The organism is Peptoniphilus harei, from assembly GCF_900454685.1.
GTDB lineage: Bacteria > Bacillota > Clostridia > Tissierellales > Peptoniphilaceae > Peptoniphilus_A > Peptoniphilus_A harei.
Map to the genome: position 1 here is coordinate 311239 of NZ_UATM01000032.1, position 19828 is coordinate 331066.

19 protein-coding genes are annotated in these 19828 nt (G+C 34.6%); 2 read left to right on the top strand and 17 right to left on the bottom strand.

What is annotated here, in order from left to right:
• Positions 1-113: 113 nt before the first annotated feature.
• From DRZ96_RS02890 to hisS, 6 genes are all read right to left on the bottom strand, one after another.
• Positions 114-329, bottom strand: a complete 216-nt coding sequence (locus DRZ96_RS02890) for a hypothetical protein (RefSeq protein ID WP_112889511.1) — start codon at positions 327-329, stop codon at positions 114-116.
• Positions 330-337: 8 nt separating this feature from the next.
• Positions 338-877: a M48 family metallopeptidase gene (locus DRZ96_RS02895; protein ID WP_112889512.1), complete on the bottom strand. Its 540-nt coding sequence runs from the start codon at positions 875-877 to the stop codon at positions 338-340.
• A 6-nt stretch (positions 878-883) separates the two neighbouring features.
• Positions 884-1714 (bottom strand): cardiolipin synthase, encoded by an 831-nt coding sequence (gene cls / locus DRZ96_RS11605; RefSeq protein ID WP_306344732.1) that lies wholly within the window; start codon positions 1712-1714, stop codon positions 884-886.
• A complete protein-coding gene (locus tag DRZ96_RS11610) occupies positions 1693-2346 on the bottom strand; it encodes a PLDc N-terminal domain-containing protein (protein ID WP_236587218.1) in 654 nt (217 codons plus the stop codon). The genes cls and DRZ96_RS11610 overlap by 22 nt, the downstream gene beginning before the upstream one ends.
• A gap of 20 nt (positions 2347-2366) precedes the next feature.
• The gene (gene typA, locus DRZ96_RS02905; protein WP_112889513.1) at positions 2367-4190 is read right to left on the bottom strand and encodes a translational GTPase TypA; all 1824 of its coding nucleotides are present in this window, start codon (positions 4188-4190) and stop codon (positions 2367-2369) included.
• Positions 4191-4425: 235 nt separating this feature from the next.
• Positions 4426-5733, bottom strand: coding sequence for a histidine--tRNA ligase (gene hisS, locus DRZ96_RS02910; RefSeq protein ID WP_112889514.1), 1308 nt, complete (start codon positions 5731-5733; stop codon positions 4426-4428).
• Between the two features lie 211 nt (positions 5734-5944).
• Between hisS and DRZ96_RS02915 the strand changes: the two genes are divergently transcribed.
• Positions 5945-7168 (top strand): sodium/glutamate symporter, encoded by a 1224-nt coding sequence (locus DRZ96_RS02915; RefSeq protein WP_112889515.1) that lies wholly within the window; start codon positions 5945-5947, stop codon positions 7166-7168.
• A gap of 120 nt (positions 7169-7288) precedes the next feature.
• Here the strand turns inward: DRZ96_RS02915 and DRZ96_RS02920 are convergent, their stop codons facing one another.
• From DRZ96_RS02920 to DRZ96_RS02945, 6 genes are all read right to left on the bottom strand, one after another.
• Complete coding sequence (locus DRZ96_RS02920) at positions 7289-8773, bottom strand: aldehyde dehydrogenase family protein (protein WP_112889516.1); 1485 nt, start codon at positions 8771-8773, stop codon at positions 7289-7291.
• 198 nt (positions 8774-8971) lie between these two features.
• Positions 8972-9451, bottom strand: a complete 480-nt coding sequence (locus DRZ96_RS02925; protein WP_112890567.1) for a hypothetical protein — start codon at positions 9449-9451, stop codon at positions 8972-8974.
• The gene (locus DRZ96_RS02930; protein WP_112889517.1) at positions 9441-9662 is read right to left on the bottom strand and encodes a helix-turn-helix domain-containing protein; all 222 of its coding nucleotides are present in this window, start codon (positions 9660-9662) and stop codon (positions 9441-9443) included. Before DRZ96_RS02930 ends, DRZ96_RS02925 begins: the two co-directional genes overlap by 11 nt.
• 34 nt (positions 9663-9696) lie before the next feature.
• Positions 9697-9921, bottom strand: coding sequence for a beta/alpha barrel domain-containing protein (locus DRZ96_RS02935; protein WP_236587219.1), 225 nt, complete (start codon positions 9919-9921; stop codon positions 9697-9699).
• The gene (locus DRZ96_RS02940; RefSeq protein WP_174886803.1) at positions 9893-10174 is read right to left on the bottom strand and encodes a hypothetical protein; all 282 of its coding nucleotides are present in this window, start codon (positions 10172-10174) and stop codon (positions 9893-9895) included. The genes DRZ96_RS02935 and DRZ96_RS02940 overlap by 29 nt, the downstream gene beginning before the upstream one ends.
• A 170-nt stretch (positions 10175-10344) precedes the next feature.
• Entirely contained in the window at positions 10345-11574 is a 1230-nt protein-coding gene (locus tag DRZ96_RS02945) for a poly(R)-hydroxyalkanoic acid synthase subunit PhaE (RefSeq protein ID WP_112889518.1), read from the bottom strand.
• Between the two features lie 352 nt (positions 11575-11926).
• Here DRZ96_RS02945 and DRZ96_RS02950 point away from each other — a divergent pair, with 352 nt between their 5' ends.
• A complete protein-coding gene (locus tag DRZ96_RS02950; protein WP_070699928.1) occupies positions 11927-12520 on the top strand; it encodes a leucine-rich repeat domain-containing protein in 594 nt (197 codons plus the stop codon).
• Positions 12521-12974: 454 nt separating this feature from the next.
• On the opposite strand, the gene DRZ96_RS02955 is transcribed toward DRZ96_RS02950, so the two are convergent.
• The 5 genes from DRZ96_RS02955 to DRZ96_RS02975 form a co-directional block, all read right to left on the bottom strand.
• On the bottom strand, positions 12975-13973 hold the full coding sequence (locus tag DRZ96_RS02955) for an ornithine cyclodeaminase family protein (protein ID WP_112889519.1): 999 nt from the start codon (positions 13971-13973) through the stop codon (positions 12975-12977).
• Between the two features lie 519 nt (positions 13974-14492).
• Positions 14493-15641 (bottom strand): 2-hydroxyacyl-CoA dehydratase subunit D, encoded by a 1149-nt coding sequence (locus DRZ96_RS02960; protein WP_112889268.1) that lies wholly within the window; start codon positions 15639-15641, stop codon positions 14493-14495.
• Positions 15642-15653: 12 nt separating this feature from the next.
• The gene (locus DRZ96_RS02965) at positions 15654-16976 is read right to left on the bottom strand and encodes a 2-hydroxyacyl-CoA dehydratase subunit D (protein ID WP_070699931.1); all 1323 of its coding nucleotides are present in this window, start codon (positions 16974-16976) and stop codon (positions 15654-15656) included.
• A 20-nt stretch (positions 16977-16996) separates the two neighbouring features.
• Entirely contained in the window at positions 16997-17815 is an 819-nt protein-coding gene (locus DRZ96_RS02970; protein WP_112889520.1) for an acyl-CoA dehydratase activase, read from the bottom strand.
• 239 nt (positions 17816-18054) lie between these two features.
• Positions 18055-19824: an acyl-CoA carboxylase subunit beta gene (locus tag DRZ96_RS02975; protein ID WP_070699933.1), complete on the bottom strand. Its 1770-nt coding sequence runs from the start codon at positions 19822-19824 to the stop codon at positions 18055-18057.
• Positions 19825-19828: the final 4 nt, after the last annotated feature.

Here is a 19828-nt window from a genome sequence, read left to right on the forward strand (position 1 = left end):
AAATTTTACTTATTCATTATATCACAATTAATATTTGAAAAAATTGCAAAAAATAAAGCACGATGTCCGTGCTTCATTATTAATATAAAATTTTATTTTAAATTTCTTAAAAATTATAAGCTGTTAAAGGCTCTTTTTATTCCACCAGCTAATTCATCCAAAAATCTTGAGACCCTGTCAAAGAGATCTCCTAGGTTAAAGTTTCTAATCCCACTAATAATAAAGTGTTTATCAACCCTTTGGTTTCCAATAAAGATGGAAATGTTAAAAAGTTTCATTAGGATAAGTATCCCTGCTATTATTCCCAAAATTTTCAAAGCTTTTTTCATTTTATCACCTAGGTCTTTAATTCTCTTTCAATTTCTTCATAGTTTGGCATGTACTTCTTGCACTCATTTATAAAATTCTTGTCGTGGTTAAAGAATTTTAAGTGGACAAGCTCGTGGAGTACAACTGCCTCAATGTGTTCTATGGGTCTTGCTGCCAGGTAGAGATTTATTTTTATGTCGCCACGCTTAGGATAGCAGGTTCCCCATCTCACCTTCATCTTCCTTATTTCATAGGACTTAGCTGTGAGTCCAGTCAAGGCTTCGTATCTTGGAAATATTTCATCCAAGACTTTCTTTAGCTCTCGCCTATAAATTTTTTCAAGCTCTTCTTCTGAAGTGAAGTTTACCTTTTCGCCAAACAAGTGGTTTTTATAACGTCCTCTTCTCTCATCTTCCCTCTTTAGTCTTTCAATTGCTTCTTTATTATTTTCGATAAAGTTTTCTATAGACTTATCCGTCATCTTCCTTGGAGCCGAAACCTTTATAATCCCATCTTCAACTCTCAGCCTAAGACTTTTCATCTTCTTTCTATTTATTTCTATATCCATTATAACTTATAATAGCGGAGATAAAAGTCTTGAGAAGGATTCACGGACTTTAGTAAATCTAGATCTCTTGGCATAAATTTCTTTAGTTATTTCTGTGCAAGATTCGAGGTCTTTCATAAAGTCTTCCTTTAACTTTTTATTTAATCTTTCATCATAAAGAAAGGCATTGACTTCGAAGTTTAGTTCAAAAGATCTTATGTCAAAGTTAGCTGTCCCAACTGTAGATAGATAATCATCTGCAATGACTATCTTTGTATGAAGAAAGCCACCCTCGTATTGGTAGACATGGGCTCCCCACTTTAAAAGTTCTCCCAAGAAAGATAGTGATGCCCAGTGAACAAAGAGGTGGTCACGCTTAGCTGGGAACATTAAGTGAACATCAACCCCACTTAGGGCAGCAACCTTTATTGCCTTTAGAAGTCCTTCGTCGGGAACAAAGTAAGGAGTTTGGATGTAAAGTTCCTTCCTTGCAGAAGTTATAAGTTTCTCATAGCCATTTCTTATGGAGTCAGCCTTGGTGTCAGGTCCACTTGTGACAACATTTATGTCTACTCCATCTTCTAATTCTGGAAAAATTTCTGTTGTGAAGCCCTTTGTTGGAGCATCTGATGCAAACTTAAAGTCTAGGAAAAATCTCCAAGCAAGTCCATTGACTGCCGGTCCTTCAATCCTTAGGTGGGTATCTCTCCAATAGCCCATGGGACCCTTGGACACATATTCGTCTCCAACGTTGAAGCCGCCAACATAACCTATTCTCTTGTCGATTACAGCAATCTTCCTGTGGTTTCTGTAGTTGATGTGGGTGTTGATCTTATCTATAATTCCTGGGAAGAAGATGGCAAACTTAACGCCCTCTCTTCAAGAGACTTCCTGTCCCTTAGTTTCATCTTCCTGACACCCATGCCGTCAACTAATAAGTAAACGTCAAGGCCTTCCTTGGCCTTTGACTTTAGTATATCCATAAATTCAGTAGAAAGTTCATCTGATTTAAAAATATAGTATTGAACGTAAATTGTATGTTTAGCTTTTCTCAAGTCTTCAAAGAGGGCATCAAATTTTTCTACACCGTCGTTAAAAATTTCCACCTTGTTGTCAGTGTAGAGCATTTCGTTCTCGGCCTTGTTAAACATCTCAATCATGTCGAGATATTGTGCCGTTCTTTTTTTTGAAAACCTAAAGTTTTTATTCTTTATGTCTCTTAATTGGGCCTGGGACTCTTTGCTTAGGATTTCATCTTTCTTACTTTTGCCGCTAAATATCTTGGACTTTGATATATCTTGTCCTATAAAAAGATAGAAGATAAATCCAACAACTGGCAAGAAGTTAATAGCCATTACCCATAAAAGTGTGGATGTTGGCTTCTTTTTGTCAAATACAATTATAAAAGTAGATACTAATAAATTTATAATAAATAGTATTGAATAAACTTGGGCAAAGTTTTTCAACATCCCAAAATATGCACTAAACATCTTCTGCTCCTTTCATAAAATTATTTATTTTTCTTTGATTTATATCTAGTTTGTGAATTTAAAATTTTCTTTCTAAGCCTAAACTCGTTAGGTGTAATTTCTATTAGTTCGTCATCTTCAATAAATTCTAGGGCTTCTTCAAGACTCATCTTTTTTACTGGAGAAAGTCTTAGGGCTTCGTCAGAACCTGATGCCCTTACGTTAGTTTGCTTCTTTGACTTAGTAACAGAAACTTCGATTTCAACACCCTTTGGTGATTCACCAACAACTTGGCCTTCGTAAACATCTTCACCTGGCTCAACAAATAGGGTACCACGTTCTTGGGCATTGTTAAGTCCATAAGCTGAAGCAGTACCTGTATCAAAGGAAACTATAGAAGCATTGACCCTTCTTGGGATATCTCCCTTAAATGGTACATAAGATTCAAAGATAGAATTTAGGATTCCAGAACCCTTTGTGTCAGTCAAAAATTCTGTCCTGTAACCAATAAGTCCCCTTGATGGAATAATAAATTCAAGTCTTTGGTAACCGCCATTAGGTTCAACAATATTAACAAGTTCTCCCTTTCTCCTGCCAAGCTTTTCTATGACAGAACCTGCGTAGACATTGTCAACATCTATTGTTACTCTTTCAGTTGGCTCTAACTTTTTACCATTTTCATCTGATTTATAAAGAACTTGTGGCTTAGAAACTTGAAATTCATAGCCTTCACGTCTCATGTTTTCAATTAAAACAGAAAGGTGGAGTTCTCCCCTACCAGAAACCTTAAAGGAGTCAGTAGTGTCAGTTTCTTCAACTCTTAGTCCTACGTCAGTTTGTAATTCTCTGTCAAGTCTTGCCTTGATTTGTCTTGAAGTCAAGAACTTACCTACCCTTCCTGCGAAAGGTGAGTCATTTACAGAGAAGTTCATGGAAATTGTTGGCTCAGAAATTTTTACAAACTCAAGAGCTTCTGTGTCTTCTGTTGAAGCAATTGTATCTCCAATGTTGATGTCTTCGATACCAGTTACTGCAACAATGGAACCTGACCTTGATGAGTCAACTTCAACCCTATCTAGGCCTTCAAATTCATAAATTTGTGCAATCTTTATGTTTTCTTTAAAGTCTGGATCTAGTTTATTAACCCTAACAAGCTTGTCATTTTCATTAATAATACCTTGTTCAATTTTTCCAATACCAATTCTTCCAATATATTCGTTGTAGTCAATTGTTGAAATCAAAAGTTTGAAAGGTTCGTCGTCTCTTTGTTCTGGTCCTGGAATGTACTTGATAATAGTTTCAAAAAGTGGATCCATATTTTCCATCTTGTCATCTACATCAAGTGCAGCAATCCCTTGTTTTGCTGATGCAAATACAAAAGGACATTCAAGAACTGATTCATCAGCACCAAGTTCGATGAATAAATCAAGAACTTCGTCCACTACTTCAAGTGGTCTTGCTTCTGGTCTGTCTACCTTGTTGATGCAGACAATAACTGGAAGGTTAAGTTCAAAGGACTTTTTTAATACAAACTTAGTTTGTGGCATTGGACCTTCAAAGGCATCTACTAGTAGGACAACGCCGTTTACCATTTTTAAAACACGTTCAACTTCGCCACCGAAGTCAGCGTGTCCTGGAGTGTCAATAATATTAATCTTTGTTCCATTATGGTTCACTGCAGTGTTCTTGGAAAGGATAGTGATTCCTCTTTCCTTTTCAATGTCGTTGGAGTCCATGACCCTGTCATTAACCTTTTGGTTTTCCCTAAAGATACCTGATTGTCTTAAAAGGGCATCAACGAGGGTAGTCTTACCGTGGTCAACGTGGGCAATAATAGCTATATTTCTTATATCTTGTCTTTTCAAAAAATCTCATCTCATTTCTTCATGTTTCTATCCTATTTTAAGCTTAAATAAAAAAAAGTGCAACAAAAAATGACTTAAAAACCGATAATTTCAAAGTTTATAAGTCATTTTGTCTAAAATTTTAATTATCTTCACAATTTATCCGAACATTGAGATGGCTGAGCTGATGAAGAACCTTATGCAGGGAACAAGCCTAATACGACTCTATAATGAGTATCAGACTTGTGACTCGCACCTATTTTTTAAATCTTTCAACCAACTCATCAAAAGTAACTTCTTCTTGGTCTCCTGTCTTCATATCCTTCAAACTATACTTCCTTGATTTTATTTCTTCTTCGCCAAGAACTATTACATAGTCAACCTTTGTTTGGTCTGCATACTTAAATTTCTTCTTTAATTTTGCAAATTCTGTGTAGACAGAAACTCTTACTCCCTTTTCCCTAAGTTCACTTAGAAGTTTTATTCCATCGTGAACGCAGTCATCCATTGGGATGATTAATAAATCAACTAAGGACTTTTCTTCACTAGAAATTATCTTTGCTTCATTTAATTGATAGAAAAGTCTTGAAAGTCCAATAGAAATTCCAACTCCTGGAAGAGTCTTGTCTGTGTAATAACTTGCAAGGTCTTCATACCTTCCACCAGAGCAAACTGATCCAATCTTTGGATAATTATCAAGAGTAGTTTCATAAACTGTGCCTGTGTAGTAGTCAAGTCCTCTTGCAATCTTAAGGTCTATGTTGAAGCAGTCTTCGTCTATGCCAAAGTCTCTCATGTAGCCAATAACTTGTGTAAGTTCATCAAGGCCTTCTTGGAAGATTTCGTCTTCAATTTTTAGGTCTCTTAATTGTTCAAGAATTTCATCAACTGAACCCTTAATCTTTATAAATTCTAGGATTTTTTCTCCAGAATCTCTTCCTATTCCATTTTCTCCCAATTCTTCAAGAACTTTTTCTTCCCCAATCTTGTCTAGCTTATCAACTGTCCTCAAGACATTCATTGAGTCTTCAATGCCAAGTGATGAGAAGAAGCCCTTTAAGATTTTTCTATTGTTTAGGTGGATTGTAAAATCTGTAAAGCCCAGGTCCTTAAAGGTGTGGAAGATTACTACTGGGAATTCTGCATCATTTACAAGGGAAAGTTCTCCCATGCCAATTGTGTCAATATCACATTGGTAAAACTCTCTAAATCTTCCTTTTTGAGCCTTTTCTCCCCTGTAGACCTTTCCTATTTGATATCTCTTAAAAGGGAAGGATAGATCGTTCATGTGTTCTACAGTGTATCTTGCTAGGGGAACTGTTAAGTCAAACCTAAGGCTCATGTCTGTGTCGCCCTTTGAGAACCTATAGATTTGTTTTTCAGTTTCTCCACCGCCCTTTGCAAGTAGGACTTCAGATTTTTCTATAACTGGAGTATCTATTGGCAAAAAGCCGTGCTTTTCAAAATTTTTTCTTATAATGTCTTTCATCTCATTAAAGAGAATTTGATCCTTTGGTAGTAGTTCCATAAAACCTGGAAGGGTTGATGGTTTTACAATTGTCATAATATCACTCCTGTTTATTAATTTAGTATTTCTTCTTATTAATTATTTTTATTTTATCACATTTATCAGTCTTTTTGTACTTTTGTATGATAATATAGGAAAGTTTTCTTGATTTAAGATTTTCAATCAATTATAATTATATGGAATTAATATTATTAATCTATGCTAATTAATAGTATTAATTTAAAAAATATTTTTTTGGAGGAAAAAGATGGAAAGAATGGTAATCGAGTTCGGCATGTTCGAAACTCTACTACTTGGCGTATTAGCCATTTATCTGGGAGATTTCATGAGAAAGAAATTTCCTGTCCTAGTTAAGTACTGTCTGCCTTCAGCCGTAGTTGGTGGCACTATTGTATCTATTATAACTATGATTTTATACTACGCAGGCATTATGGAACCTAACTTTGACTTTAAGACAGTTAACACTTTATTCTATTGTCTATTCTTTGCGGCTAGTGGAGCTGCAGCCAGCCTCTCACTTTTAAAACAAGGTGGAAAGCTAGTAGTTATCTTTGCAGCCTTAGCTGCCATACTTGCTGCTTGTCAAAACGCAGTTGCACTTAGAGTTGGTAATGCTATGGGAGTTCATCCACTAATCTCAATGATGACTGGTTCAATCCCAATGACTGGTGGACACGGTAACGCAGCAAGTTTCGCACCAATAGCTGTTAAAGCTGGTCAATCTGCTGCTATGGAAGTTGCTATTGCATCTGCAACTTTTGGACTAATTGCAGGTTCACTTATTGGGGGACCTTATGGTAACTTCATAGTTAAAAGATTTGGATTTGAAGATCCAGAACTAGACAATCAAGATACAACTATTGTTGATACTGCTAAGACTGTTATGATGAACAAGAAGACAATGGTTTCTTCTGTCAATATGTTGGTCTTTGCTTGTGGTCTTGGTCAATTATTTTTCTTAGGTCTACAAAAGACTGGAGCTAATATTCCAATTCACGTTTGCTCTATGCTTGGTGGTATCCTTGTAAGAGTCTTTCTTGACAAGACTGGAAGATCCGAAGATTCACTTCTAGAAGCAATTGATACTGTAGGAGATTTCTCTCTTGCACTATTCGTATCTATGTCAATTGTAAGTATGAAGTTGTGGCAACTTGCAGACCTAGGACCTCAACTAATTGTACTTCTTCTTGCACAAATTGTTCTTGTTCTAGCGTTCACATACTTCTTGTCATTTAGACTACTTGGCAAGAATTACGATGCAGCTGTTATGGCAGTAGGTCACCTTGGCTTCTCAACAGGAGCTGTTCCAGTTTCTATGACTACAATGAAGACAGTTTGTGACAAATATAGATTTTCTAAACTTGCCTTCTTCGTTGTTCCAGTAATTGGTGGATTTATTTCAAACTTTACAAATGCACTAATTATTACAAAATTCTTGGACATTGCTACAAAAATGGGCATGGGTATGTAATTTAAAATTTAATAATTCTTAAATAATATTTGAAATTTATTTTTGAAAATGTAAAAGGGCTATAGTAAAAACTATTAGCCCTTTTCTTATTTTATTATTCTATTTATTTATAAACAATTTTTAGTAAAGTCCTGAAGTTTTTTCAGAAGTATCAATAAAGATATTCTTAACTTGAGAGTAAGCGTCAAGCATCATCTTGTGGTTTTCTCTACCAATACCAGATTTTTTGTAGCCGCCAAAAGGTGCTCCTGCTGGAAGTTGGTTATAAGTGTTAACCCAAACTCTACCAGTTTCGATTCCTCTTGCAACTCTTATTGCCTTGTTGATATCTCTTGTCCAAACAGCTCCTGCTAGACCGTAGTCTGAGTCATTTGCCATCTTAATAACTTCATCTTCGTCTTTGAACTTGATTACAACTGCAACTGGTCCAAAGATTTCTTCTCTTGCAACCTTCATGTCGTTGTCAGCATTTGTTATAAGAGTTGGCATAGTGAAGTACCCATTTTCTGTGCCATTCTTTGTAGCCTTTTCTCCACCAACTGCAATAGTTGCTCCTTCTTTTCTAGCAACTTCTACATAGCCAAGAACTTTTTCAGTTTGTGATTTATTTACTTGAGCTCCAACTTGTGTGTCTTCTTCCCAAGGTAGTCCAACTTTTATATTCTTGAATTTTTCGATTGCCTTTTCAACAAATTCATCATAGATATCTTCGTGAACGAAAACTCTTGAACCTGCACAGCATACTTGACCTTGGTTAAATAGGATACCCATAGCAAGTCCGTCTATTGCAAGGTCCATGTCACAGTCATCAAAGAAGATGTTAGCTGATTTACCACCAAGTTCTAGAGTAGCTGGAATTAATTTTTCTGCTGCAGCTTCTGCAATCTTGTACCCAACTTCAGTTGAACCTGTGAAGGCAAGTTTTGAAAGTCCTTCATGGTGTTGTAGGTATTCACCAGACTTAGATCCAGATCCTGTTACAACGTTGATAACTCCCTTTGGCACTACATCTTTTATCAACTTCATAAGTTCTAGTAGTGAAAGTGAAGTTGTTGAAGATGGTTTAATTACAACTGCATCACCTGCTGCTAGGGCTGGAGATAATTTCCATGCTGCCATTAGGAATGGGAAGTTCCATGGAATAATTTGTCCAACAACTCCAAGTGGTTCACGAAGAACAATTGATAAAGTGTTGCCATCAATAGCATTGGCACTTCCTTCTTCAGCTAGGATTGCTCCTGCAAAGTATCTAAAGTGTTCAGATGCTAGTGGAATATCAATATTTCTTGTTTCCCTAATTGGTTTACCATTATCTAGGGTTTCAACCATAGCAAGATGGTCGGCATTTTCATCAATTATATCAGCAATCTTGTTTAATATTTTTGCTCTTTCGTATCTATTTGTCTTTTTGTATTCATTGTAGCCTTCCCAAGCTGCCTTAACAGCCTTATCTACATCAGCTTCAGATGCTTGAGCAATTGATGCTAGTTTTTCGCCATCAGCTGGACAAAATACATCTAAGCTATCTCCATTTTCACTTTCAACAAATTCTCCGCCAATAAATAGGCCATACTTTTTATCTAAATTAATGTTTGGTTTTGTCATATTACACTCCTTATTTTACTTTAATGTAACATATAAAGCTTTCATATAAGAATTACCCCTCATAATTAATTTAAAACTTCTTGAAGTAGATTTTTAATTTTTTACTTAGAGAAAATTATTAAGTTTCATTCACTAAAAAAAGACTCTAATGAGTCTCTTTTTATAACTTTCTAATTGATTTCCCTTATCAAGTTTACTTTAAGTGTCCCATTCTAAATATAAAATTTCTCCCTTGTCTTCATCAAGTATTAGGGCTACGAAATTTCCATACATACCTTCAAAGACATATTCTGAAGTTGCTTTGAAATAAATTTCATTGTTTAAATCAAGAGAAGGATTAAATCCTCTCTTTTCAACTTGTAAGTAACAGGTTTCTATTTGGGATAGTTTGTTATCATCCTTTGCAACATAATAATCTTTTAAAGACTTTTTTATCTCTTCACTATCATTCTTATCAAAGGAAAATAAAATTGCAGCCTCTCCATCTCCATGAAAGCTTGGCTCCTTATAAAGTTCTTTCTCCCTCTTCACAGACTTAGGAAACTTTATGCCAAATTCATTTTCCACTTCTTTTACTGCCTGGTCTCTTGGATCAGACAAGAGAAACAAGAGGGGTATGGCAGCAAGAAAAATTATAAACATTGTAATTAAAACTCTTTTAAATTTTTTATCCTTCATCTTCATCACCCTCGTAGCGTAAAATATCTCCAACCTGACAATTTAAAACCCTACAAATTTCTGAAAGTGTGGAAAATCTTATGGCTCTTGCCTTATTTGTCTTTAAAATAGAAAGATTAGAAAGACTAATTCCAACTTCTTCAGATAATTCTGTCAAGGTCATCTTATTTTTTGCAAGTTCAACATCTAAGTCAACAATTATTTTTCCCATAGAACACCTCAAATCGTAAGATCATTTTCTTCTTTTAGGACAATCCCCTCTTTAACAAGGTCACATCTTCGTCTAAAAGTTCAAATACCCTCTTAAATACATCAAGGCCTGCAAGAATTCCCTTGTCCTTTGCAATTAAATTTACTTCAGCCTTCTCATCTTTTAAAATTGAATCTGTTGTTATGTCACCACTAGTCATGTCTTCCCTTAGGGCAGCAAGTATATACTTGTCAATTAAGATTGGCTTTAGCTCTCTCATCTTCTCTTATCCTTTCAAAAACCCTGTCCTCTCCATAATTTTTTAAGGCCAAGAGTCCAAAGACTAGGGCAAGGATAAGACCCAAGATCATGGCTTGGCACAAGACCATCATGGGATACTTCATATTCATAAACATAGGGTAGATTCCTGCCACTATCCCAGAAAATTTATAAACTCCATAGAGGCCAGCACTTAAGATTAAAATAGCAAGTATCAAAAGTCCTCCAATAAATTTAACTCTAAAAGATTTCATAACTTCCTCCTTTTCCTAGATTATATAAATCCATTTTATGAATGTCAATAATTATTTATTGTTTATCGATAAATAATTGCCGAATAATACTAACAAAATAAGATATTAAAAATTCCCAAAAAAAATCTGTGGCAAAAACCACAGACTTTTAATAATAAAAATTATAAAACTTATTTATTTTTCTTCATTTCATTTTTTAAGACAGTTAATTCCTTCTTTAATTCTTCAAGCTCTTTTTTAAGTGCCTCATCGGCTTCAACTTTTGCCTTTTGATTTTCTTCCTTTAATTTTGCAACTTCTTCCTTTAGGGCCTTAATTTCTTTTTCAGAATCATTTTTTATCTTAGTTACCTTTCTCTCTAGGCTTGATTTAGATTTCTTTACATCGTAAAAATCCTTAGAAAGATCTTGAATATCACGCATAAATTCTTCTAAATCCTTTGCTGTTGCAATAGGAAATTCTGCTAATTTTTCTGAAAGTCTGTCCTTGTAGAAATCTTTATTTTTTTCCACAAGATCTAATACTTCTTGAACCTTTTCCTTGTAATCACTAGAATTTATAAGTTCCTTGTAGGCCTTTTCAAAGTTATTAATATAGAATTTGTAGAAATCTGCAAAGTCCTCTAATGATCCTTCTGTTTCAAGTCCTTCAATATAAGCTCTTTGAGCCTTAAGGGCAGTTTCTTGATTTTTCTTTTCAAGGAAGAGGTTAAAGTCTAATAATTTTACTTGTAGTTCTAGATAATTTTCTAAATCCTCTTTAGACTTTGCTTTTTCTTCTTCGCTTATGCCAATAGTTGGCATTTCATACATCTTGTCAATAATTCCTTGGTAGAAATTCTTTACATCCTCAACTAAAATTTCTGGCCTATTATTTATGGCATCTTCATAAAAATCAATTGATCTCTTTGAATTTTCAATAGCTGGTCTTATAAACTTTTCTAAATTAAAGTTTTCTAGCACAGTGTAATAAGAATCAGGTATTAATTTGTAGAAATATTTTTTAGACATCTCTACTAATTCGTCACTGTAAAGTTCGAATAATTCAATTAATTTGTTTTGTGCAGCCACAAGATCAAGGTCCTTGTAAAAATCACCATAAGCAAGGTAAAGCTTGTTCAAAAATTCCATATTCTTCTTGTAAGCATCAATAGCATCCTCATATCCTGGCACTCTTAAGAAGAATTCCTTAAAATTATTTTCAAAATTTTGGTTAAACTTATTATAATCCTTTAAAAAGTCCATTGGATTTTTAAAATTATTCATATACATATTTGAGTAAAGGGGATTAAAAGTTCCAAGGTTAAAAGAATCCATAAACTTGCCATAGGCTTCCTTTTGGTTTTCAAAAATATTTTTTTGCATCTCCATCATATCTTCAAAAAATTTTTTATTATACATTTTGCCCTCCTTTTGAATAAACATTACACTTCTACAATATTTAATTTAACATGATACATTAATAACATGATATAGTCAAGCTGTGATTACATTTTCCTAAGCATTTTTTTAAATTTTACATATTATTTACTTATCTTAAAATCTCTTTTCATTATATTCTTACCCACTTTAAAATATTATTTTATATTTCGTAACAAATTTTATCTAATTCAAACTTTTAGTAAAAAAGAAGTTTTTTATCATAAAAAGTGTTCATACTTCGCCTAATTAACAAGCTTCCTTTATAATTTTTGGTCCTTATGTTATAATGTAGATAAGAAAAAATTTTAATTAGGGGGAGGACGTACATATTATGGAAAAACCTTGGGAGTTTGATGATTTTATTTTTGACGGTGATGTTCTAAAGGGCATGACAAGAAAGGGCAAAGACAAAATCAAAAATGAAGAATTATTTGATATGGTAGTGCCTACTGAAGGACCAGACGGAACTAAGATCAGAGTTATTGGAGAACAATGCTTCTTCAGAAGAAAACTTAACTCTGTTGTAATTCCTGAAACAGTAGAAGAAATTCAATACGAAGCTTTTGGTGTTAACAACCTTACTGAAGTAGAAATTCCTGATGCAGTTAAGAAGATTGACGCTTATGCTTTCTACAGAAACAAATTAACTGACGTTAAGTTACCAGAAGAAGTTGAATTTATCGGCGATAATGCTTTCTCACTAAATGAAATCGGTGAAATTGCAATTCCTGATACAGTTGAATTCATTGGCGTAAGTGCTTTCTACAAGAACAACCTTACAGAAATTGAATTACCTAAGAACATTAAGGAAATCGACATGTATGCTTTCAGAAAGAATAACATCCATGAAGTTCATATTCCAGCTGGTATCGAAAAACTTGACCACAGAGCTTTCGAAGAAAACACTGTTGTTAAAGAAGACTAATAATTAATTATAAACTGTTGCTTTCGGGCAACAGTTTTTTTATTGTCATTTTTTATTATCCAAGCACTTGTCATACTTATTAGAAATCTTTTTTATAAGGAGTCCTTCTTATTATCCTACTTTAAAATAAATTCCAACTTATCCTAACTTAAGTATTCTAATTTAACTTATACAGTTTAGTATTTCACACTTGTCTTAAATCAAATTAATATTTCTTTAAAATACCAAACTCATTTTTTTACAATTTATGAAAGATAGTAAGATCTTAAATCTATTTTATTTAAAATATTAAAAACAATATTGAGGATAAAGACTTTTTCTAATCCTTTATCAACCACATTTTTATAAATCATATCTTATAAAGCTTTAAGACTCTTAAAATAATTTTTCTCATTTTAATTTTATACTTACATAAAAAAAACTGCTGCTTGTAAGCAACAGTCTATAAATTTATTTACATTTCTATTTTTGTACCTATTCCCTTTTCTTTTGCCAGTTGATATATTTTTTCTCCTGCTACAAGATCAAGACCTGCAAAACCAACGGTCTTAAACCATGTAATTTCATTCTTTGACTCCCTTCCCACTTCTTTTCCAAGAAGGAGATTACCAAGTTCATGTTCAACTTTTTCTTTAGAAATCTTCCCTTCACTAATTGGGATTATGACGTCGCCTGCTTCTTCAATTACACCTTCATTGGTGTCAGTGAAAATCTTGTCAGCCCTTACCAATAGTTCTAGGGGAGTCTCTTGCATGTCTGGTGTATAAGAGCCAACACTATTGACATGTACACCCTTCTTCACCTTGTTGCCGTCAAAGACAGGCTTCTTAGCAGTTGTCACAGTGGTTATTATGTCTACTTCTCCTATAACTTCATCAGAATTTGCAATAGGGATAATTTCTGCTCCATATTTTTTTAATCTTTCATTCATTTCTTCTGCAAACTTCTCTGCTCTTTCATAGTTCACATCACATACATAGGCTTTTTCTATGTCTCTTACTGCTAGGACTGCCTCAAGCTGAGTTGATGCTTGGCCACCAGTTCCTATTAATAGGAAGGTTTTTGCACCCTCATTGGCTAGGACTTCTGTGGCTGCACCTGAAACTGCACCAGTTCTTAATCTTGTAAGGATCGTTCCATCAAGAATTGCCTTAACAAATCCATTTTCCTTGTCAATTAAAATCATTGTGGATGGAGCGCTAACTAGACCCTTGTCAATATTTTCTGGATAGATGTCGATTATTTTCATTCCAAGAGCATTCTTGTCCTTGATAAATCCCGGCATAAAAATTGCAGTACTTGATGAGTCTTTATCTACGTCAATTACAGTTCTTAGTGGTATATCTGATCCACCATTACTGTAGTTTTTTAGAGCTTCCTTGTCTGCTTCAATTATATCTTTAATGTCAACTGCTTCTAAAATATCTTCTTCTCTTAAAATTAAAATTTCCATAGTTACCTTCTTTCTTTATATTTTTTATCAAATTTTATAAAATTTATATCCTAAAACTTTTAATACTATAGGCTAATTCTTCTAGTAATTTTAATTTTATCACATAGGCCATCTTTTACAATTATGTCTATTTATTTCAATTTGTTTTTGTCTTAATCTGTCAAGTAACATACATTAGTAATTTATAAATTTTTTATTCTTTAAAGTTTAGTAATAGGTAATTTTAAAATAATAAATAAAAATAAATTCTTCTCTAATAAATTCTTGCTTCTTATCAATTATTTATATCCTCATACTTATTTATAAGCTAATAATTATCTGCAATCTCGTAATTATTTACAATCTTATAATTATTATCAAAGTCATAATTTTTTGCAATCTCGCAATTATTTACAATCTTATAATTTTCTGTAATCTCGTAATTTACCCTAATTTTATAAAAGCTTTAGTAAGTTAATTTCAAAATTAAATAAAAAAAGACGCCGATCACTCAGCGTCTTAAAAATTTATATTATTTTATTACATTCTATTAAGTTGAACCATTTCGTTAAATGTTTCAAGTTGAGTCTTAGCTTGACCAAAGTCAGTCATTTGTTGGTCATAACCAAGTTTGATTAGTGGAATACCAGCTTTTTCGTAAGCTTGTTTTAGTGATGGATATTCCATTTCTTCTGTATCGTTGAATGTCATCATGAATAACAGACAACCATCAGCGTCGTTATCAACTGCTAGGTCAACAACATATTTTGGTCTCTTCCAAATGTCTGGGTCGTAAAGAATTGGATCTTCGTCCATTCTTGCGAATTGGTCAGCAAGTGCCATGTATGGATCTTCGATTGAAGTATCAACGTCAACCTTGAATCCTCTTGATTCAGCTGCAACGTCGTCTGCAACTACACAAACGTTAAAGTTATCAAGAACTTCTAGAAGTGCAGGGTTATCAGTGATAACACCAGAAGTTACTACTCTTGGTCCCTTACATTCTTCTTTTGGCATAGCCTTAAGAGCTTCAATAAGTTCTTTTAACATCTTGTTGTGCTCGTCTTTTAGCATGTGGTGTGATGCCTTAAGAACGTGACTTCTGTCAGATGCTTTAATAGTTTGTGAATAGTCTCCACAAAGTTTAACAAATTCTCTCTTAAGAGCTCTGTTTTCGTTGTAAACCTCGAAAGCCTTCTTAAGGTTTTCGTCAGTTATCTTAACGTCACAGATTTCTTCAAGTCTTTCAGCAGCTTGTTTGAAGATTTTAGCATTGTATGTCTTACCAAATTCTTCTTTTCTGTGTTGTGCGTGGTTTAAGAATACCATAGGGATTTCTCTACCAACAGAAACTTTGTAGTTTTGAGAGAATGGTCTTAGTGTATCATCAAGAGTTGTAATCATTGATGCGCTAAGTCCGTCAAGTGATCCGTCAAGACCCATTTCTAGACATCTAAGTGCTAGTGAGTAGTAGAATGTTGGGAAGTATTCTTTTGCCTTATCAATTGGGCCTTGTCCTCCCCAAACTCCAAATGGAACAAGTCCACCTGCATAGATAATTTCTTCAGGTGCGTAGTAAGGGAATACACCAACTACTTTTTTACCTTGATCAAGGTACTTGTCGATTTGTTCTCTTCCATTTTCTGCTATATTTTTAAATTCTTTTAATAATTCTTTTATATCAGTCATTTTGCACCCCTATTAAATTGTAGTCTTAGACCAATCAGTTTCTTTAGTGTTTTCGAAGTTAGTGTAGATGTCTTCGCCCTTAGCGATTCTATCTGCCTTTCTTTCGTTCATGATTTCAACTAAACCTTGAACTCTTGTCTTGTATTGTTCTTGAGAGAAGTTTCTTTCGTCAGCTTGGTCACCGTCAAAGTGAACTACTGGAATGTCAAGGTCTTCTCTCCATCTTCTTTCGATTTCAGGCATTGCTCCTGACCATGGTTTACAAGATCTATTGTAGTTAACAAGTGCTCCAGAAACTCCGTTTTCTTTAGCCATTGTTTCTCTCCATTCAACACCGTCTTCGATACATACTGAACAAGGTGCCTTACAGTAAGCTGCAGCCATTTCTCTAACAGTTGTGTATTGGAAACCGAAAGCAGGTGCATATACTACTGCAGTTACGTTAACTCCATTTTGTTTTAATGGTTCAAATAGGTTTCTTAGTCCTGGCCAGCAAGGTATACCTTCAAATAGGATTCTGTGTTCTTCTGGGTATTCCCAAGTAGAAGTTCCTTCCTTAACTGATTGTTCATATTCTTCAGCTAGAAGTTCAAAACCTTCTGCTGCGTCAATTTCACATCTTGCAGCAACAATGTCTGCCATGTGGTTAAATAGGTCAAATCCAGAAAGTGGAGATGGTTCGTAAGCCATGTATGAACAAGCCTTTAACCATGCAGCAGCAGTTCTGTTTGCAATTTGACAAGCTTCTTCGAATTTCTTTTCATCAAACTTCTTACCAGTAAGTTTTTCAAGTTGGTGAATAGCATATTCGAATTGGCCCATTAAGTAATCAACTTTTTCTTCAGGTACATCAACTGTGTTTTGGAATGGAATGTCAATCATGATCATTGGAATGTCGTGCATTCTTGCAATGTTTTCATACCATTTAGTCATCATGTTACAGATGTTGTTACAGCAAAGTACGAAGTCTGGTTGTGGCATTTTTCTTGAGTCAGTTGGTTCTCCAGCTGCGTAAGCAAGTGAAATTCTTGCGTAACCACAAATGTCGTTGTCATATCCCATATCTTCAGCTGTTTGACAAAGTCTTAAACCGTCTTTTTTAGCTGCAGTTGTAGCTGCGTGGTTTTCTGGATATACAGCGTGTAGTCCGAATGCCTTTGCAAGCTCAATAGGGAATTTAGATGATGACCATCCAACTAGTTCTCCTCTTTTTTTAGCATCCCATGCTGCTCCGTAAACTCTATCTACTACATTTCTTAGTGCTTGAGCTGCAGGAATGTTTCCTTCGATTGGTCTTGGTTTTTTACCAGGTATTTTTTGAATTTTTTCAGCCATAGTTTACCTCCTAAAATAAATTATGCATTAGCCTTTTCTTCTTTTAATTTTTCCAATTTACACTTTTGATATCCAAATAGTGCTGCTCCAAGAGCACCATTTAGTTGACATAATGGTGAAGTGTGGATCTTATGTCCTGTGTTTTCTTCAAGAGCTCTTTGCATGCCCTTATTTAAAGCAACACCACCTGTAAATACTATGTCATCATTTAAACCAACCCTCTTTGCAATAGAACCAACTCTTGCTGCTATTGATTGGTGAATCCCCTTAACTATATCTTCAATCTTCGTTCCACTTGCAAGTTGTGAAATAACTTCTGATTCAGCGAAAACTGTGCAAGTAGAAGAAATACTAACGTCTTTAGTAGACAGTTCGTCTAATTCTTCTAGTTTGGAAACATCCACTTCAAGAACCTTTGCGATAACATCTAAGAATCTTCCAGTTCCAGCTGCACACTTATCATTCATAACAAAGTTTTCAAGCATACCATTGTCTCCAATTTTTAGAGCCTTGGCATCTTGTCCACCGATATCAATGATTGTACGCACATTTGGGAATAAGAAGTACGCTCCCTTAGCGTGACAGGAAAGTTCAGACATTTGAAAATCAGCCTCTTCTAATGAAGTTCTGCCGTATCCAGTAGCCATAACATAAGATATGTCCTCTCTTGTCAAGTTAGCACTCTCAAGAGTTTCTTTTATTGTTCTTGACGGTCCACTTGTTCCAGCTCCTACATCTATACAAGAGCTTGAAATAATTTCTTTACCATCTTTTAAAATAATACTCTTTGAAGCAGTCGAACCAATATCGACTCCCATTGTATAAATAGCTTCTGCCATACAATCTCCTCTTTAATTAAAACTAATATCTTACTCTTCTTAATTCTACTATACTTATGTATCTTTGTCAAAAAGGCACAGGGCCAAGAAGTTGAGTTTTCTGGGCTTCTATGGACTTGAGACTTTACTATTTATATCTTTAGAATACTATTCTTTACTTATAGTAAGGTAAATTGTCATGTACAAAAATATTGGATAATCCTTTTGAGATTATCCAATAAAATTGTCATATTTTTATATTATTTAATATTATTTAGTCTGTCGTAATCTCTAATTATTCTTGGAGTAAGCATTTGGTGAACTGGACAAATAGATTCTGGATCTTGGTACACACTTTCAGTGAAAGCGATGATGTAGTTTCTCCATAGATTCATGTTTACTATTTCGTCTACTAGACCGTACTTAGCACAAGAGAATGGTTTTGATTTTTCAGCGTAGTCTTGAATTAAATCGTTCATCTTGTCAATTGTAGGTTGTAGGTCTTTACCAGCCTTTTTATCCTTAGCAAGTCTTCTAGAGTACATTGCTGTAGCTGCTGTTTCTCCATTCATTACGTTGATTTCAGTTGCTGCAGAACCAAGTGAGAATGCGTTAGTGTCGTTTCCTTGAGGTCCACCAAGTACATAGTGAGCTGCCGCAGTACCCTTTCTCATTGTAATTTCCATTTGTGGAAGGTTAGAGTTTTGGATTGAATAAATAAGTGATTGACCAAGTCCTAATAATTCAGCCTTTTCTGCATCATCACCTACGTCGATACCAGTAGTATCTTGTAGCCAGATAATAGGAAGTCTGTCTCTAGCACATAGTGTCACGAATTCGTTCATCTTTATTAGACCTTGTCTATAAAGCTTTCCACCAATAGAGATGTGTTTTGGATCATTGTAGTATTCTGGATAGCCCATTAATAGACCTTGAACGTTAGCTACAACACCAACTAAAAGTCCGTTAACTTTTGCAAGTCCAGTTACCATTTCTCTACCGTATCCCTTTTTGTATTCCATAAATTCAGAACCATCAAATAGTCTTGAAATTACGTCATAAACATCATATGCCTTTTTACCATTTTGTGGAATTATTGAGTACATATCGTTAGGGTCATATAGTGGATTCTTTGGATCGTCTACTCTGAAGAATTCTCTTTCATATTTAGGAAGCATTGAAAGATATTTTCTAATACCTTCAAGTACTCCTTCTTCTTCAACGTAACATTCTCTCATGAAACCAGTTTGTGCGAAGTGAACGCCAACTGATCCTGGAGGAGTTGTTTTCTTAGCATTTGCAGTTTGATCTGCAATTTGGTTAGCTCCTTCTTCGTCGATATATCCCTTAGGATTCATACCGCCAAGGATTCCAGCTCCACCAACAGCCATGTTTGCATCCTTGTGTGCAACAATAATTGTAGGTGAAATTGAGTGGTATCCACCACCTGCTGGGTTAGTACCATAGATACCAACAATTACAGGAACTCCACATTGGTTAAGTCTTGAGTTTCTGTAGAAAGGAGTACCGCCACCACGTCTGTTTGGATAAACTTTTTCTTGTTCGTCAAGTTTAACACCAGAACAGTTTAGGATATAAACTAGTGGAATTCTAAGTCTTTCAGCAGTGTCTGATGCTCTTAGAAGGTCATCAGCTTGTCCTGCAATCCAAGCACCTGCAAGTTTCTTGTTATCGCTGGCAACAATGTAAACCCATCTGTCGTCAACTTTAGCAAGTCCCTTTACGATACCAGTAGTACCGTGATCATTTTCACCAGGATTGTAAATTGTGTTTAGTGGGCACCATGTACCTTCGTCAATAAGTTCAGCAATTCTTTGAAGTGCTGTCATTTCGCCACGTTCATTTACTTTTTCATCTGGTTTACCAGCGGAAAGAGCCTTTTCAGCGTATTCTCTAATTTCTTCTTCAATTTCTCTTAGTTGATTGAAGTTTTCTTCATCTACTGCTTTTAAAGGATTTCCAATTGTCTTCATATTTTGGAAATATGAAGCAAGTGAATATTGTGCCATTTGT

Excerpts from the sequence above, each read along its gene's own strand:
- DRZ96_RS11610 (WP_236587218.1), bottom strand. The coding sequence starts at position 2,346 with ATGTTTAGTGCATATTTTGGGATGTTGAAAAACTTTGCCCAAGTTTAT.
- DRZ96_RS02915 (WP_112889515.1), top strand. The coding sequence starts at position 5,945 with ATGGAAAGAATGGTAATCGAGTTCGGCATGTTCGAAACTCTACTACTT.
- DRZ96_RS02895 (WP_112889512.1), bottom strand. The coding sequence starts at position 877 with ATGGATATAGAAATAAATAGAAAGAAGATGAAAAGTCTTAGGCTGAGA.
- DRZ96_RS02975 (WP_070699933.1), bottom strand. The coding sequence starts at position 19,824 with ATGGCACAATATTCACTTGCTTCATATTTCCAAAATATGAAGACAATT.
- hisS (WP_112889514.1), bottom strand. The coding sequence starts at position 5,733 with ATGACAATTGTAAAACCATCAACCCTTCCAGGTTTTATGGAACTACTA.
- DRZ96_RS02960 (WP_112889268.1), bottom strand. The coding sequence starts at position 15,641 with ATGACTGATATAAAAGAATTATTAAAAGAATTTAAAAATATAGCAGAA.
- DRZ96_RS02955 (WP_112889519.1), bottom strand. The coding sequence starts at position 13,973 with ATGGAAATTTTAATTTTAAGAGAAGAAGATATTTTAGAAGCAGTTGAC.
- DRZ96_RS02945 (WP_112889518.1), bottom strand. The coding sequence starts at position 11,574 with ATGTATAATAAAAAATTTTTTGAAGATATGATGGAGATGCAAAAAAAT.
- DRZ96_RS02890 (WP_112889511.1), bottom strand. The coding sequence starts at position 329 with ATGAAAAAAGCTTTGAAAATTTTGGGAATAATAGCAGGGATACTTATC.
- DRZ96_RS02940 (WP_174886803.1), bottom strand. The coding sequence starts at position 10,174 with ATGAAATCTTTTAGAGTTAAATTTATTGGAGGACTTTTGATACTTGCT.
- DRZ96_RS02925 (WP_112890567.1), bottom strand. The coding sequence starts at position 9,451 with ATGAAGGATAAAAAATTTAAAAGAGTTTTAATTACAATGTTTATAATT.
- DRZ96_RS02950 (WP_070699928.1), top strand. The coding sequence starts at position 11,927 with ATGGAAAAACCTTGGGAGTTTGATGATTTTATTTTTGACGGTGATGTT.
- DRZ96_RS02970 (WP_112889520.1), bottom strand. The coding sequence starts at position 17,815 with ATGGCAGAAGCTATTTATACAATGGGAGTCGATATTGGTTCGACTGCT.
- DRZ96_RS02965 (WP_070699931.1), bottom strand. The coding sequence starts at position 16,976 with ATGGCTGAAAAAATTCAAAAAATACCTGGTAAAAAACCAAGACCAATC.
- DRZ96_RS02920 (WP_112889516.1), bottom strand. The coding sequence starts at position 8,773 with ATGACAAAACCAAACATTAATTTAGATAAAAAGTATGGCCTATTTATT.
- DRZ96_RS02930 (WP_112889517.1), bottom strand. The coding sequence starts at position 9,662 with ATGGGAAAAATAATTGTTGACTTAGATGTTGAACTTGCAAAAAATAAG.
- DRZ96_RS02935 (WP_236587219.1), bottom strand. The coding sequence starts at position 9,921 with ATGAGAGAGCTAAAGCCAATCTTAATTGACAAGTATATACTTGCTGCC.